13 protein-coding genes are annotated in these 14604 nt (G+C 73.7%); 4 read left to right on the top strand and 9 right to left on the bottom strand.

Features of this window, described 5'->3' with window-relative positions; genetic code table 11:
* Positions 1-162: 162 nt before the first annotated feature.
* Entirely contained in the window at positions 163-1152 is a 990-nt protein-coding gene (locus ElP_RS28535) for a hypothetical protein (RefSeq protein WP_145276029.1), read from the bottom strand.
* 443 nt (positions 1153-1595) lie between these two features.
* On the opposite strand from ElP_RS28535, the gene ElP_RS28530 reads away from it, so the two are divergent.
* The gene (locus ElP_RS28530) at positions 1596-2681 is read left to right on the top strand and encodes a LolA family protein (RefSeq protein ID WP_145276027.1); all 1086 of its coding nucleotides are present in this window, start codon (positions 1596-1598) and stop codon (positions 2679-2681) included.
* A 145-nt stretch (positions 2682-2826) separates the two neighbouring features.
* Here ElP_RS28530 and ElP_RS28525 read toward each other — a convergent pair whose 3' ends face one another.
* The 4 genes from ElP_RS28525 to ElP_RS28510 form a co-directional block, all read right to left on the bottom strand.
* The gene (locus ElP_RS28525) at positions 2827-3510 is read right to left on the bottom strand and encodes an HhH-GDP family DNA glycosylase (protein WP_145276025.1); all 684 of its coding nucleotides are present in this window, start codon (positions 3508-3510) and stop codon (positions 2827-2829) included.
* A gap of 33 nt (positions 3511-3543) precedes the next feature.
* The gene (locus tag ElP_RS28520; RefSeq protein ID WP_145276023.1) at positions 3544-4236 is read right to left on the bottom strand and encodes a Uma2 family endonuclease; all 693 of its coding nucleotides are present in this window, start codon (positions 4234-4236) and stop codon (positions 3544-3546) included.
* A gap of 82 nt (positions 4237-4318) precedes the next feature.
* A complete protein-coding gene (gene rpsT, locus ElP_RS28515; RefSeq protein WP_145276021.1) occupies positions 4319-4600 on the bottom strand; it encodes a 30S ribosomal protein S20 in 282 nt (93 codons plus the stop codon).
* Positions 4601-4713: 113 nt separating this feature from the next.
* Positions 4714-6120 (bottom strand): tetratricopeptide repeat protein, encoded by a 1407-nt coding sequence (locus tag ElP_RS28510; RefSeq protein ID WP_145276019.1) that lies wholly within the window; start codon positions 6118-6120, stop codon positions 4714-4716.
* A gap of 245 nt (positions 6121-6365) precedes the next feature.
* Here ElP_RS28510 and ElP_RS28505 point away from each other — a divergent pair, with 245 nt between their 5' ends.
* Together ElP_RS28505 and infA are read left to right on the top strand one after the other, a co-directional pair.
* Positions 6366-7262 (top strand): SMP-30/gluconolactonase/LRE family protein, encoded by an 897-nt coding sequence (locus tag ElP_RS28505; protein WP_145276017.1) that lies wholly within the window; start codon positions 6366-6368, stop codon positions 7260-7262.
* A 257-nt stretch (positions 7263-7519) separates the two neighbouring features.
* Complete coding sequence (infA, locus tag ElP_RS28500) at positions 7520-7738, top strand: translation initiation factor IF-1 (RefSeq protein ID WP_145276015.1); 219 nt, start codon at positions 7520-7522, stop codon at positions 7736-7738.
* A gap of 266 nt (positions 7739-8004) precedes the next feature.
* On the opposite strand, the gene ElP_RS28495 is transcribed toward infA, so the two are convergent.
* The 3 genes from ElP_RS28495 to ElP_RS28485 form a co-directional block, all read right to left on the bottom strand.
* Entirely contained in the window at positions 8005-8583 is a 579-nt protein-coding gene (locus ElP_RS28495; protein WP_145276013.1) for an NADPH-dependent FMN reductase, read from the bottom strand.
* A 58-nt stretch (positions 8584-8641) separates the two neighbouring features.
* Positions 8642-10294, bottom strand: a complete 1653-nt coding sequence (pgi, locus tag ElP_RS28490) for a glucose-6-phosphate isomerase (RefSeq protein WP_145276011.1) — start codon at positions 10292-10294, stop codon at positions 8642-8644.
* A 302-nt stretch (positions 10295-10596) separates the two neighbouring features.
* The gene (locus ElP_RS28485) at positions 10597-11346 is read right to left on the bottom strand and encodes a hypothetical protein (protein WP_145276010.1); all 750 of its coding nucleotides are present in this window, start codon (positions 11344-11346) and stop codon (positions 10597-10599) included.
* A gap of 337 nt (positions 11347-11683) precedes the next feature.
* Here ElP_RS28485 and ElP_RS28480 point away from each other — a divergent pair, with 337 nt between their 5' ends.
* Positions 11684-12928, top strand: a complete 1245-nt coding sequence (locus ElP_RS28480; RefSeq protein WP_145276008.1) for a hypothetical protein — start codon at positions 11684-11686, stop codon at positions 12926-12928.
* A gap of 383 nt (positions 12929-13311) precedes the next feature.
* Here the strand turns inward: ElP_RS28480 and ElP_RS28475 are convergent, their stop codons facing one another.
* Positions 13312-14559 (bottom strand): acyltransferase family protein, encoded by a 1248-nt coding sequence (locus ElP_RS28475; RefSeq protein WP_145276006.1) that lies wholly within the window; start codon positions 14557-14559, stop codon positions 13312-13314.
* Between the last annotated feature and the right edge of the window lie 45 nt (positions 14560-14604).

Below are 14604 nucleotides of genomic sequence, written 5' to 3'. Positions count from 1 at the left end.
AATGGTCGGGTTCGCCCGAGCGGTCTCCCCTCGGGCGCGCCGACGCCCCGGCGGGGTCGCCGGGGCGCGGAGGAGGGGTCGATCCTCGGCGGGGCCGGCCGGGCCCGGACGGGTCCCGGCCCGGCCCGGCTCACGCTCGGCCCGGTGCTCGCCCGGCCCGGCTCAGGGGAGCAGGGGGGGGAGGCCGTCGCCGACGGGGCCCGGCAGCGAGGCGGGGGACACGGCCGACTCGATCGGGGCGATCGAGGTGGTCGGCACGTCCTCGGGGGCCGGGGAGGGGATCGGGGGCGCCTGGCCGGCGTCCGGGGGGGCCGGGGAGACGGGGGGCTGGTCCAGCGGTACCGAGTCGATCGGGGAAGCCGGCGGGGTCATCGCCTCGGGGGGGGGCATGGTCGCGCCCGGGTCGCCGTAGATCACCCCGCCGGTGGCCGGGGCGTAGCCCCCGTCGGCCGGCATCTCCAGGTCGATCGCCCCGGCCCGGATGATCATCAGGATCGTGCCGCGCTTGTCGGCCTCCAGGATCGGGTCGACGCCCGGCTCCAGCCGGGTCGAGACGAGCGTCTCGGCCCCGTAGAGCCCGGCCACGGCCAGCTCCTGGAACTTCGGATCCGGCAGGTAGACCACCTTGGTGACGAAATTGCCCCCGTCAATGATCTGGTCGAAGTCCTCGGCCGTGAACTGGACCGGGATCGGGTTGTGGGTCAGGTAGGCGTCGGTCTGCGGGGTGCCCGGCGCGACCTCGAGGGTCGGGTACAGGGAGACGCCCGCGTAGTTCGGGATGTTCGAGAGCTTCAGGCGGTAGATGAAGCCCTGCCTGAAGTTGTACCGCGCCGGCACGGTGAGCTGCGGCGGCAGGTACACCGGCATGCCGTCCGACCCGGCGGTCTGCCAGGTGATCTCCATGTTCGCCGGGTCGACGAAGAAGATCTGGCTGGTCGTGTTCGAGAACGCCCGGCCCCCGCCGAAGCCGGCGGCGCCGAGCCCGGGGTCGACCGGCGGGGCCATGATCGGCCCCGAGGCCGGCGGCGGGCCGTGCCTCACGACGTGGGGCCGGAACAGGGAGTTCAGGGCGTGCGGCTTTCCGAACCCGTCGGCCATCCCGCCGGTCCCGGTGGTCGCCGCCGCCAACATCAGCAGTCCGAGCGTCTTCATCCTGAAATGACCTCCCGCCCCCGTCGAGCGTGCGACCGGCCTGGGGGGATCGCCGACGACCGCCCGGATCGGGTCCGGGACGGTCGGGGGCGGCCCCCTCGGGCCTTCGGGCGATCGTCGGGGGTGAATGCCTCCTCCTCGGGCTGACCGCGGACCGACTCGGCCTCGAGGCCAGGTCGCTCGCCGATCGCGGCGCGTCCGACGGCGAGGGACCGATGGCCGATCGGCCGGGGGGCATCCCTGCCCCCCGGGCCTCACGGCCGGCGAGGTCGGGGCCGGGGCGATCCCTCGCCCGTCCCCCTCGCCCCCCGGGCCGGGTCCCCCCATCCCTGGGCGGATCCCCGGCCCGGGTCGGGCCCGGCCGGACTTGCCGCGTCCGGCGCCTGGCGATATGATCGGACATCCCTTTCCGGGCCCTTGAGAAAGAACGGTACGACCCGACCATGTCGAACCTTCGGATCGTCCTCGCCCTGCTCGTGGCCGGCACGCTCCCGCTCTCCGCGCCGGCGCAGGATCCGACCCAGAACCCGTCGCTCTCGCCCCCGCCGCCGGCGGCCGAGCCGCCGACCGAGGCCGAACTGACGCTCGACGAGGCGATGGAGAAGCTGCGCGCCCTGGAGAAGGTGCAGGCCACCATCCGCCAGGACGTCGAGATGCTCGGCCAGAACTTCTCGGTCGAGGGCCAGTTCTCCCAGGAGGGCCGGTACAGGTTCAGCCTCGACCTCCAGGTGGTCGGCCTCCCCCAGGCCCGGGGCCGGATGCGGCAGGTCTCCGACGGCAAGGTCCTCTGGGACGTCTCCCAGATCCTCGACCAGACCTACTATTACCAGCTCGGCCTGACCGAGCTGCTCGCCCGCATCGAGGGGGAGCCGTTCGAGGTCTTCCACCGCAACTACTTCATCCAGCAGAAGCTGGGCCTGACCGGCCCCCACTGGCTGCTGGACGGCCTCCGCCAGTCGGTCAAGTTCGACCGCCGCCTCGAGGGGGAGTGGGAGGGGCGTCCCGTCTGGATCGTCCGGGGCAACTGGAAGGATACCAACGCCCTGGGGATCGGCCCGATGGCCCAGGCCCCGGCGTACATCCCCACCGTGGTCGAGGTCCAGGTCGACAAGGAGACCGGCTGGCCCTACCAGGTCCTCCTGCTGGGCAAGAAGCGGGCGATCGTCCGGGGCGGCGGCACCCCCCGGGTCGACCCCGCCACCGGCCGGCCCGCGGGCGCGGTCCTCGCCGACGAGGAGCCCCCCAGCCGATTCCTGCTCACCTATTCCGACGTCGACTTCGACCCCGACTTCGGCCCCGGCGAGTTCGCCTTCCGGGTCCCCGACACCGACCGGGACCGGGTCCAGGACCGCACCCCCGACCTCATGGCCCAGCTCGACCAGATGGCCCGGCTGATCGAGGCCCAGAAGCTCCAGGATGCCTCCGCCGCCGGGTCGGCCGGCTCGATCCTCGACGAGGTCATCGAGGTCCCCACCCCCGACGCCGACCCCGCCGCCCCCCCGGCGACCCTGCCCCCCTCGGGCAACTGAGGACGAGGCCGCATCGCCCCGATCGCCGACCGTCGGGTGGCCGGGGGCTCGCTGCCCTCGACCCCGGCGACCCGGCCCGCGATGGCTCCGGTCCGACGCCATCCCGGAGGGCCGGCCGGTCGCGTCCGCCCGGGCGGGCCTCGGGTCAGTGCGGGTCCAGCGGGCCGCCTTCGGGCAGGAAGGGCTGCAAGGGGCAGCGGTCGCATTGCGGGGCCGACACCCGGCACGGGCGGGCCAGCCGGTCGAACCAGGAGCCGAGCCGTCGCAGGGCCTCGGCCCCGCCCGGGGCGGCGTCCTCGATGACCGACCTCGCCTCGTCGTAGTCGGCGGGGGGGTCGATCCAGCCGTGCCGGATCATGATCCGGTAGTCGGCCCGTCCCACCGGGAACGCCGGCCGGTCGAGCGCATCCCTCAGGAGCCGGTCGGCCGTCGCCGCCCCGACCCCCCGGATCGCCCGCAACTCCTCCCGGAGCGCCTCGGTGGCCCCCGCGAGGACCCCCTCCATCCCCCCCCGCCCGACCACCCAGGCCGCCAGCCGTTTCACGCCAGCGACGAGCCCCTCGGGGACCTTCGCCCCGCCCCCGACTCGCAGCGCGTCTGCGACCTCCCGGGCGTCCGCCCCGGAGAGCGCCCCCGGGTCGGCCGACCAGCCCGCCCGGTCCAGGCCCTCGATCACCCGGCCGCCCTGCCCCCCGCGCTGCTCGACCAGGAAGACCCGGAGCAGATCCCGGAACGAGCCCGAGGGGGCGTCAACCCCCGGCGTCGGCCCGCCGTACGAGGCCTCCAGGGCCCGGGCGATCTCGTCGAAGTCGGACGCGAAGGAGGGCATGGGGGCGGGACTCCGACCGGCCGGCCCGGCTCGTCAGGGATTGGGCAGCTGTTCGGCCCAGCCCCGGAGCCATCGGAGCCATTCGAGCTCCGAGGCATTCGGGGCGTGATCGAGGGCGAGCAACACGAGATCAGGGGTCAGGCACGGGAGGCTGAGGCTCCGCCCGATCTCGTCGTAGGCCGCCCGATCCCGGTCGAGGCGGAAGAACGCCAGGCGGTGCGCCCGGGGTCGGTATTGCCAGACCTCGGGGACGCCGAAGTCGGCGTAGACCGGGAATCGCCCCCGGGAACTGCCCCGATTGTCGACCTCGATCCAGAGGTCGGGGGGAGGGTCGACTTCCAGGTCGAGCGTCCGTTTCCCCCGGATCCGGGCCTCGTTGGCGAAGTAGAAGCTGTGGTCGGGCTCCTTCCCCTTGCCCCGAGCCCGGGTCGGCCGGCCGCGCCGGAAGGTCGTACACCGGGAGCTGCGGTAGGGGAGATCCATCGCCTCGGCGGCGGCCCGGACGACCTGGCCGATGAGGTCGGCGCCGAGTTCGTGCTGGTATTCCGGCGACATCAGCTCCAGCACCCCGTCGTAGTAGGTCAGCCGGAGTCCGTCGTTCCTCGGGTCGTCCCGGATCTGGAGGTACGCCCCGTAGGGGACGCCGAAGAGGCGCTGGGCCGGGGGCATCCCCGGCGGTCGGGCCGCCGGGGGCGGGGTGTCGGCCTGGGGGCGGGGCGTGGCCATGCGGTTCGGCTCCACCGTCCCGGGGAGGGGGGCGGGGCCGGCCGGGGGTGTGGCCCGGCAGGCCCGGGACGCCGGCCCGCGCTCAGGAGGACGCGGCGGCGTCCTTGAGGGCGTTGTACTCGCGGGTCAATCGGCTCTTGCGGCGGGCGGCGGTGTTGGGGTGGAGGATCCGGCGGACGCCGGCCCGGTCGAGCCGGGCGATCGCGAAGCGGAAGTCGGCCTCGGCGGCCTCGAGGTTCCCCTCCGAGGCGGACTTGAGCGTCCGCTTGGAGTAGGTCTTGATGACCTTCTTGGCGATCCGGTTGCGGAGCCGTCGCTTCTCGTCCTGTCGCAAACGCTTCTTGGCGGATTCGGTGTTCGGCATCGCTCGATCGGGTCCCGTCTGGCGGGGAAGGGTGTCGGTCCGTCCCAAGGATCGGGGGGCCGGCCGGCCGCGCACTGGGGGCGGTCACGCCGGTCGACGAAGCCGGGATTGTATCACGAAGACATCCGCTGGTTCAAGCTCCGCAGCCGCTGGGCCACGTCGAGATAGCCGAAGTTGTTGGCCGCCACCTCGTTGTAGTGCGACTCCGCCGCGTCGTGGTTGCCCAACTGCTCGGCCACCCGGCCGAGCCGGTAGTGCAGGTCGTTGAGGGTCTCGACGTCCTCGGCGTCGACGGCCTTCAGGGCCTCGGCGTAGCTCCGCTCGGCCAGCTTGGGGACGCCGCTGGCCTCGAATGAACCCCCGGCGCCGATCAGCGCCTTCACCTTCAGGGCCGGGGACGACCGGGCCGCCTGGAACTCGCCGATCGCCGCGTCGTGCTGGCCCGAGGCGGCCAGGCGACGGCCGTACTCGTAGCGGAGGCCCGGGTCCTCGGGCCGGGCCTCGACCCTCCGCCTGAACTCGGCCAGCTCGTAGTCGGCCAGCTTGGTCGTCAGCGCGGCCAGCTTGGACTTGCTCTCGGCGTCGTCGGGGTGGTCCTTCAGGCGGAGTTTGAGGGCCTCGATCGCCTTCTTGAGCCGGGCGATCTGGACCTCGGCGTACGAGTCCCGGAGCGACGCCTGGTCGGGGAGCGCCTTGAGCCCCCGGGCGAGCACGTCCCGGGCCTCGTCCAGGCGCTGCTGGCGGCGGTAGTGCTCGGCCAGCTCCAGGTAGGGGCCGGGCCGGGCGGGGTCCTCCTGCAGGTCGCGCTCGAACCGCTGCTCGGGGGAGAGGGCCTGGCGGCCCCGGATCGCCTCCACCTCCCCGTCGACCTCCGACTTCTCGGCCGCCAGCTGGGCCTCGTTGCGGCGGACCTGCTCGTGCAGGCCGCTGCCGTGGATCGTCTGGCTGGCGGAGAGGGCGTTGATCTGGTGGGCGGCCTCGTCGTCGGCCGGGTTGAGCTTCTTGATCCGCTCCCAGCAGAGGATCGCCCGCGGGAAGTCCTCGCAGAAGGCGTAGACGTGGGCCATCTGCTTCCAGAAGGCGACGTCCTCGGCCGCCTGGGCCTGCACCGCCTCCATCGCCCACCGCGCCAGGGGGCGGGAGCCGAGCTGCTCGGCCGCCTCGGCGAAGTCCCGGCTGGCCCCCACGTCCCAGGGGCTCACCACGAACGCCTCCTCGCAGTGCTCCAGCGCCTCCAGCCAGTGGCCCCTCCCCTTCGACGCCTTGATCTTCAGCCGGATCGGCTGGAGCTTCGCCCCGGCGAACATGCCCACCTTGGACGGGTCGTTGTTGAACTTCTTCCGCCCGACGGCCCGCAGGGCCTGGCGGTACTTCAGCTCCATCGGCGCGATCTTCAGCGCGTTCTTGTACATGTCGATCGCATACGGCAGGTTCCCCTTCGCCGCGGCCTCGTTGCCGTACTTGAAGAACGACTCGGCCCGATGGATGTCCTTCTCGTCGGGAAGCGGCACGGAGTCCATTTCGGCGACCCCCAGGCGATTCGGGCGTCCTCCCCGGCCGGACGGCCCCTTCGGCCGGCCGCAGGGCGTCCCAATTCCACGCTATCATACCAACCCGGGGGGTCAACATCCGGCCCCTCGGCCCGCGAGTTGCCCGTTTCCCGGCCCCCGGCGTCCGGCAACCGGCAACCGGCATCCGGCAACCGGCATCCGGCAACCGGCAACCGGCATCCCGGCCGCCCCCCACCCCCGACGGAGGACCCCCCATGCCCCGGGCCGCATTGCTCCGAGACGACGGCCTGAGCGCCCTGGTCGACGGCCCCCTCGAGACGGTCGCCTCCGGCTTCGAGTTCACCGAGGGCCCCCTCTGGCTGCCCGACGGCTCCCTGATCTGGCAGGACATCGCCGCCGAATGCTCCTACCGCCTCCCCCCCGGCGGCGGGCCGGCGGAGTTGCTCCGCGACCGCAACGGCGCCGCCAACGGCCAGACCTTCGGCCCCGACGGCAAGATCTACTTCGCCGAGCAGAACGGCCGGCGGGTCTCCCGGATGGATCCCGACGGCTCCGGGGTCGAGGCGGTCGTCGAGGCCTTCGAGGGCCGTCGGCTCAACAGCCCCAACGACGTCGTCGCCCGCCCCGACGGCACGCTCTACTTCACCGACCCCCCCTATGGCGTCCCGAGTCCCGACCAGAAGGAGCTGCCATATCAGGCGGTCTTCGCGATGACGACCGCCGGCGACCTCCGCCTGGTGGTCCACGAGGGGTTCGAGAAGCCCAACGGCCTGGCCTTCGCCCCCGACGGCGCCACGCTCTACGTCTGCGACACGGCGAAGTACCACGTCCGGGCCTTCGAGCTGGACGAGTCGGGCGCCGTGCTCCCGGGCAGCGACCGCGTCTTCGCCACGATGGACCCGGGAGAGCAGGGGGGGCCCGACGGCCTGAAGGTCGACCGCGAGGGCCGGCTCTACGTAGCGGTCGCCCAGGGGATCTGGGTCTACCGGCCCGACGGCGCCCTGCTGGGGATCATCGCCACGCCGAAGCGGCCCTCGAACCTGAACTGGTGGGGCCGGGAGGGGGACGCCCTGGCGATCACGGCGGTCGACGCCGTGCACCGGGTCGCCCTCAAGGTCCGGGGGCTGGTGCCCCCCTTCCTGCCTGCCTGATCGGGGAGGAAACGGGCGTCCTCGTCACGACTTCGGGGAAAGCCGGCTGGTTTGGCGGTCGACTTCGGATAAAATGATGATTGCCTCGGGCGAGGATCCCCCGGCCTCGCCGGCCGATCCGACCGCCCGACACCCCCCGAAGACCATCCCGCGACCGATCGATTCGATCGGGCCGACCCGGCGGCCCGACCCCCGAGAACCCTCGCTTCGCAACCGCACCCCGCCGGCGCCGGGCCCGGCCCACCCTGGAGGGCCTTGTGGCCAAAGAGGAACCGCTTCGGACCGAAGGGCGCATCGTCGAGGCGCTGCCCAACACGCAATTCATGGTCGAGCTGGAGAACGGCCACCGCGTCCTGGCCCACATCGCCGGCAAGATGCGCAAGAACTTCATCCGCATCGTCCCCGGCGACCGGGTGACCGTCGAGATCACCCCCTACGACATCTCCAAGGGCCGGATCGTCTACCGAGAACGCTGATCTCCGCCCCCGCCCCCGCCCCGATCCGGGCCCCCCCGATCCCGTCTCCCCCCGCCCGGTCCCACCGATCCGAGCCGGGTCGTGCCGATCCCCGCCCCCCCGACCTCGGCCCCTCCCGAGGGGAGGCCGGGCGAGGCGGTGGCGCGACCCCCGACCCGCCGATCGAGTCCCCCGGCATCTCCGGGGCCATGCACGCCATCGCCCCCGACGGCCGGGACGGGTCGATCGTCCGGCGCGGCCCCGCCCCCCCGACGACCGACTGCCGTTCAGTAGGGCACGCCCGAGGCCCGGCGTTGCTTCAACGCCTCGGCATACCACTCCAGCTCGCCCAGGAACCTCGACGCCCGGGCGTGCCAGGCGTCGTCCCGGGGCGTGCCGTCATCCTCGAAGGCCTCGCCGACCCGGGGGACGGGCAGCATCGAGGGGATGCTCGGCATCCCCAGCTCGCCGAGCATCGCCCGCAACTGCACGCCCGCCCGGACCCCGCCGAACGACCCGGCCGAGTAGCAGACGATCGCCGAAGGGCGCCAGAGCCACTCCTCGAGGTAGTGGTCCAGCAGGTTGGAGAGCGCCGGAGGGATCGAATGATTGTATTCGCCGCTGACGATGATGAAGGCGTCGGCCTCCCGGATCTGCCCGGCCAGGCGCTCCATCGCCGAGGGGGCCTCCCCGGCCGGGTACTCCTTGTACATCCGGTCGAGCAGCGGGAGGTCGACCTCCTTCGGGTCGATCAGGGTCGCACGGTGGCCGCGCCCCTCGCACGCCGACGCGACGAACCGGGCCGCCCGGATCCCCTGGCGGTCGGTCCGCACGGAGCCGTAGATCACCAGCAGGTCGAGGCCCATCGCGCGGTCTCCTCCGATTCGATCGGGTCGACGCCCTCCCGGCCGGCCGGGCCCCGGGTCACGACCCGAGATACGTCCTCAGCATCGCGGTCGTCGACGGGTTGAAGCCCTCGACGGCCGCCCCCCCCTTGCGGGACCGGGCGAGCTGCTCCCGCACCCGCTTCGCCAGCACCTTGCCCAGCTCCACCCCCCACTGGTCGAACGAGTTGATCCCCCAGACGAAGCCCTGGACCGCCGTCCGGTGCTCGTAGACGGCGAGGAGCCGCCCGCAGGCCTCGGGGGTCAGGCGGCCGTCGACCAGCAGCACGTTCGAGGGCCGGTTGCCGGGGAAGACCTTGTGCGGCACCAGCTCGGGGGGCACCCCCTCGGCGGCCACCTCCTCGGCCGTCTTGCCGACGGCCAGGGCGTCGGGCTGGGCGAAGAAGTTCGCCATCAGCTCGTCGTGGTTGGAGACCGCCTCCCCCTGCACGTCCATCGGCCGCTGGCTCCGGGTGAAGCCGATGAAGTCGGCCGGCACCACCCGGCCCTGGTGCAGGAGCTGGTAGAAGCTGTGCTGCCCGTTCGTGCCCGGCTCGCCGAAGTCGACCTCGCCGCTGGTGTACGTCAGCTCCTCGCCGTCCAGGCCGACCCGCTTGCCGTTGGACTCCATGTCCACCTGCTGGATGTGCGGCGCCAGCTTCAACAGCGCCTGGCAGTAGGGCAAGAGCGCCCGGTCGGCCCGGCCCAGGAACGTGGAGTTCCAGACGCCGAACAGCCCGAGGATCGCCGGGATGTTCCGCCCCATCGGCGCGTCCAGGAAATGCCGGTCGATCCGGTGGGCCCCGGCCAGGAATTGCTCGACGTGCCCCATGCCGTACTGGAGGGCCAGCGGCACCACCCCCACGGCGCTGCAGACGCTGTACCGGCCGCCGACCCAGTCCCAGAAGCCGAAGGCGTTCCCGCGGTCGATGCCGAACGCCTCCACGCCGTCCAGGTTCGTGCTCACGGCCACCATGTGCTTCGGCACGCTGCCCTCGCCCAGGCTCGCGGTCAGCCACTGGCGGACGGTCCGGGCGTTGAGCATCGTCTCGGCGGTGGTGAACGTCTTGGAGACGACCACCACCAGCGTCGTCTCCGGGTTCAGGCCCTCCAGGTTCCGGGCCACGTCGATCGGGTCGACGTTGGCGAGGAACCGCAATCGCCTGCCCTCGGCCGCCCGGGCGCAGTCGGGGTCGGTCCGCAGCGCCTCGTGCACGAACTCGGGCCCGAGGTAGCTGCCGCCGATGCCGATGGACACCACGTCCGTCAGCGGCCGGCCCGTCGCCCCGGTCCACGCGCCCGACCGGACCTTCTCGGAGAAGGCCCGGATCTTGTCCAGGACTTCGTGCACCTCGACGACCACGTCGGAGCCGTCCAGGGTGATCGAGTCCCCCTTCGGCGCCCGGAGGGCCACGTGCAGGACGGCCCGGCCTTCCGAGGTGTTGATCCGGTCCCCCCGGAACATGGCCCGGATCTTCCCGGGGACCTCCGCCTCCTCCGCCAGGGAGCACAGCAGCGCGAACGTCTCCTCGGTCGCGTTCTGCCGGGAGAAGTCGAGGGCGATCCCCTCGGCGTCGACCCGCATCGCCCGGGATCGCCCTTCGTCCTGCAAGAGATCCCGCAGGTGGAGCTTCGCGACCGCCCAGGCGTGGGACGAGAGGGAGGCCCAGGGGGCCGATTCGGCGATGGACATGGTCGGACGCTCCCCGGTGCCGGTTCGATGGCCCCGGGGACGGGCGCGATGCCCGTCCCCATTCGCCCAGCGAGGCTACGCCATCGGCCCCGCAAAAGCGATCGGGAAGCGGCCGGGGGACGCCGCCGACGGGCCCCGGCGTCCGGCACATCCTCGACCCTCGCCCCCGTCCTCGGGGGAGCGGTTGGCCGGAGGCCGGGCGAGGGGGCCCGGGCGACGCACGGGGCGCCGCGGTCCATCGACGGCCCCTTAACCCCTGCCCCTCCCCGGGGGCGGGGTGCGGCCCCCGGGGCGTCGTCGGCTCAGGCCCCCCGGCCCGGCCAGCGCCGGGCGGCGGGGCCGCCGGGCCAGGGGGACCGGCCCGCCGGGGAGTCCGGCAGGCGGGGCCGGGCCGCCTCGGCCATCGCCCTCGCCTGACGCTCCCGGAGCTGCCGGATCCGGGCGGCGTCGATGGTCGACTGGCCCGGCCCCGGCGACGGCCGGTCGGCCCCGGGCCTCCCCGGGGAGGCCGACGGCGACGACGGTCCGGCCCCCCCGATCTGCACCACCTTCGGCGGCGAGGCGACCCGGTCCACCACGGCCCGGATCTCGACCGGCCCGGTCACGACCGACCCGTCCCGGGCCCGGCCGTCCCAGGCGATCGTCGTCGACCGGGACTGGCCCGGCTGGAGCGTGACCAGCTGATGGGTCGCCACCGCCGGCCCCCGGTCGTCGCCGGACCGCCAGAGTTCCCGGCCCCTCCGGGAGACGATCACCTCCGCGTCGGCCATCGTCCCCGTGTTCACCGGCGTCTGGCCGGCGACCGCCTGGGTCACGGTCAGCCGGATCGGCTGCCCGGGGGAATACCCCGGCCGGTCGGTCGCCACCGAGACCCGGGTCGTGTGCGGGCTGGGGGACTGCGGCGCCGCCCTCGCGGCCTGGTACGACTGCGAGGCGATCCCCGCCGCATACCCCGGCGGCAACCCCGCCCCCCCGCTGAGCAGCTGCCTCCCCTCCAGCGACTCGACGGCCGGGGGATGTCCCGAGTTCCTCCTGGCGTCCGTTCGTCCCATCGCCCTCGGCCTCCTTCGATCGTGGCCTCGGGGCCGGGCCCCCCCGTCGGATCGGATCGAGGGGGGGCGGCTCCGGGCCGGTTCGGATCGACGGGGCCGGTCGCGCACGATCGATCGGCCCTGCCGATTGGAGCAGATCGGCGGGCGAGGGGGCCCGTCTGGAGAGAAAAGCCCGGACGATCGGGAAATCCGGAACTTTTTGTGACTGCACCCATGCCCCGCGCACGATCTTATCGGGTAAGCCGACTTCGCTCGATGCCGAGCGGACCGCCGGCCGTCCCGACCGTCGTCGCCGAGGTCGCCCCCCCCGACGCACACCGCATCGAGAGCCATCCCCATGACCGCCAGCCCCGCCCGGATCGAGGCCAATCGCCGGAATGCGCAGAAGTCCACCGGCCCGAGGACGGCCGAGGGCAAGGACCGGAGCCGCCGCAACGCCGCCCGGCACGGACTCACCGGCGCCGGTTCCGTCCTGCCGGAGGCGATCGCCGACCGGACCCGGTCGCTGGAGCTGACCCTCCGGGCCGAGTACCGGGTGGCCGAGCACGACGAGGTCGGCCGCTTCCTCGCCTCGCAGGCCGCCCTGGCGATGGCCCGGCTGGAGGCGGCCCCGGCCGTCGAGTGGGACCTCCGGCGCGACCAGGCCGGTCGTGCCGAGCACTCCTGGGACCTCGACCGGGCCCTGGAGGCCGCCGAGCTGGCCCACCGGCTCCGTCGCCTCCCCTCGCTCGCCGCCCCCCGGCTCCTGCGGACCTCCCAGGGCTGCGACCGGCTGATCGAGCGGTGGGCCGTGCTCGTCTCGGTGATCGAGGCCGACGGCGCGGTCGACGACCTCCGTCGCCGGCTCCTGGCCGACCTGCTCGGCATCCCCGACGGGCTCCGGGGCCTCGACCCCCGCCTCTCCCCCTCCCGGACCGCCGCCGAGGTGCTCGCCCTCTCCCGGGAGGAGCGGGACGCCCTCCGCACCCTCAAGGCCGAGGTGCTCGACCCCCGGGACGAGCGGGACCGCGATCGGGCCCGGACCGGCCTCTCCTTCGACGACTCCCCCGCCGCCCGACGCCTCCGGTCCTACGAGGCCGCCTGCCAGCGCCGCCTCGACTGGGCCCTCGACCAGCTCCGACGCCGGAAGGCCGCCCTCCCCGCCGCCGACCCCCCGCCCCGGTCCTCGATCCCCTGGCCGACCCCCTCCGACCCCTCGACGTCGGCGACCGACGCCGCACCCCCGGTCCCCGTTGCGTCCCCGGTCGAGGAGTCCCCCTCCTGGGTGTCCCCCGACCCCCTGGCGGACGACCTCCCCATCCCGTCCCGCCCGGCGGCCTCCCCCGTCGTCGACGGCCACCGGGGCCGCCCCGCCGTCGACCGCCCCTCGGGCCTGCCCGGCCCGGCCCGCCCGGCCGATCGGCCGCCCTCCCGGGCCCCCTGGACCCGACCGGCCCCGGTGCCCCCACCGCCCTCGAACCCCGACCGGCCCCGCCCCGAGGCACCCGGCCCCCGGACCGCCCCCCCGGCCGACGCCCCGACCCGGCCCAACCGACGGGCCCGACGCGCCGCCGCCGCCGCCCTCGCCCGACACTCGGCCTGACCCGTCCGGGACGACCCCTCCCGAACGCGGCCGTCTCCGACCCTCGCCCCCGTCCTCGGGGGAGAGGGTGGGCGCAGCCCGGGTGAGGGGGCCTCGGACGACGCGCAAGGCATTGCCATCAATCCAAGATCCCTCACCCCGACCCTCTCCCCGCTGGCGGGGAGAGGGGAGCGGAACCGATCCGTCGGCCGATACGGCCGATCGACCTCGACGGGGCCGGGCGAGGAGAACCTGATGGGGTCCGGGAGATCCGGCATGCGAATCCGTCCCCGCCGTCCCCGGCCGGACTCCCGATGCTCCCGGATCCAGTGAAAACGAACCCAACGGCCCGACCGACCGGCCGAGAAAACGAACCCAACGCCCGAGGACGGGCCCGACCACGATCAGGCGACCCCGCCCCCCGCCCCCGACCGGCCGGCCTCGCCCGGCCGGGCCTCCGGCCTCGACTCGCGTGCCGATGTCCCGAGATGGGTGGCGCCGGGGACCGGGAGGCGCACCCCGGGGTCGGCCCGGATCGAATCGGCCTCCCCCGTCGTCGACGGCACCGCCGACGCGATCGCGGCACCCGAGCCCGAGCCGGACGAGATCCGGTCCTTGTACCGCAGGATCGGCGCCTCGATGAACCGGTACGAGGCCGCCGCCATGCCGACCGCCAGGGCCAGCTTCGCCAGGTCGAAGACGAACCAGTCGTGCCCGCCGAAGGCCCGGTATCGGAGCTGGTTGACCGGGAAGAAGGCCAGGGGGTGGAACAGGTAGAGCCCGTAGCTGATCCTCCCCAGGTATCCCAGCACCGGCCCCCGCAGGGGCCTCATCCAGGGCCGGCCCGCCGAGGAGATCGTGAACCCGACCGCCGACAGGTACGCCAGCCCCAGGCTCGACATCTGGAGCGAGGCCCAGACCCGGGGCATCGCCGGCCCCTCGTACGGCCACTGGAGGTAATGCAGCCCGGTCAGCCGGCCGAACCCGACCACCCCGACGACCCCGGCCGCCCCGATCAGCCCGAAGGCCCACCGCGCCCGGGTCGACCGCAGGCGGTCGGCCCCAGGGCCCGAGGCCAGCCAGGCGAGCAGCCCGCCCCAGGCCAGGGCGTCGCACCGGGCGACGATCGCCGAGATCGGCACCCCGGCGACCCGGGCGAAAATCGGGCCGACGATCAGCGGCACCAGCAGCAGGGGCAGCCGTTTCCGGCCGACGATCGGCACGAGGATGGGCCAGAGCAGGTAGAACTGCTCCTCGATCGCCAGCGTCCAGGTGTGCCCGTAGAGCGGGAAATGCGGGGCGACCCGGCCCTTCCAGTTCTGCTGGATGTTCTGGGTGAAGCTCAGGTAGTAGGGCAGCCCCTCGAACGACGGGTCGTGCTGGAAGAACGGCACGTACGCCCAGAGGACCAGGAACGAGAGGTAGTAGATCGGCCAGATCCGGAGCGCCCGTCGGAGGTAGAAGCCCCGCAGGAACCCCGGGGCCTCGTGGGTCCGGAGGATGATCGACGTGATCAGGAAGCCCGAGAGCACGAAGAAGAGGTCGACGGCCGAGCCCATCAGCCCGAGCCTCGGGTCCTCCAGCAGGTGGAAGACCACCACGACCACGGCGGCGACCCCCCGGAGGGCGTCGAATTCGGCGATCCGTCGCATCGTCGGCCCCTCGTCCTTGAGGCGTCCGGGCCCGCGCCCCGATCC

This window comes from Tautonia plasticadhaerens (assembly GCF_007752535.1).
GTDB lineage: Bacteria > Planctomycetota > Planctomycetia > Isosphaerales > Isosphaeraceae > Tautonia > Tautonia plasticadhaerens.
The sequence above is the reverse complement of the archived record's forward strand: the minus strand, read 5'-3'. Positions and strand labels throughout refer to the sequence as shown.